We start from the raw sequence: 258 nt of genomic DNA, 5'->3' as shown, positions 1-258 counted from the left end.
GCACACCCGCGGTGACCGGCTCGCGTTCTCCAACGGAATCGTCATGCTCTCGGCGGCGGCGATCGTCCTGGTCATCATCTTCAAGGCCGAGGTCACGGCGCTCATCCAGCTCTACATCGTCGGCGTCTTCGTGTCGTTCACGACCTGTCTCTTATACACATCTCCGAGCCCACGAGACGCGTAGTAATCTGGGGGGGGGGTTTCTTTTGTTGGGGGGGGGGGGGGGGGGGGGGGGGGGGGGGGGGGGGGGGGGGGGGG

The 258-nt window shown here is 67.1% G+C and carries 1 protein-coding gene; it reads left to right on the top strand.

What is annotated here, in order from left to right:
* A partial coding sequence (locus ACPYOM_RS22945; protein ID WP_481347734.1) for a hypothetical protein occupies positions 1 to 184 on the top strand: 184 nt, incomplete at its 5' end.
* Positions 185 to 258 lie beyond the last annotated feature (74 nt).

The sequence above is a fragment of the Monashia sp. HAY1-2A genome, from assembly GCF_056755315.1.
Note: the sequence above shows the minus strand (reverse complement) of the source record. Positions and strands in the feature narration are given on the sequence as shown.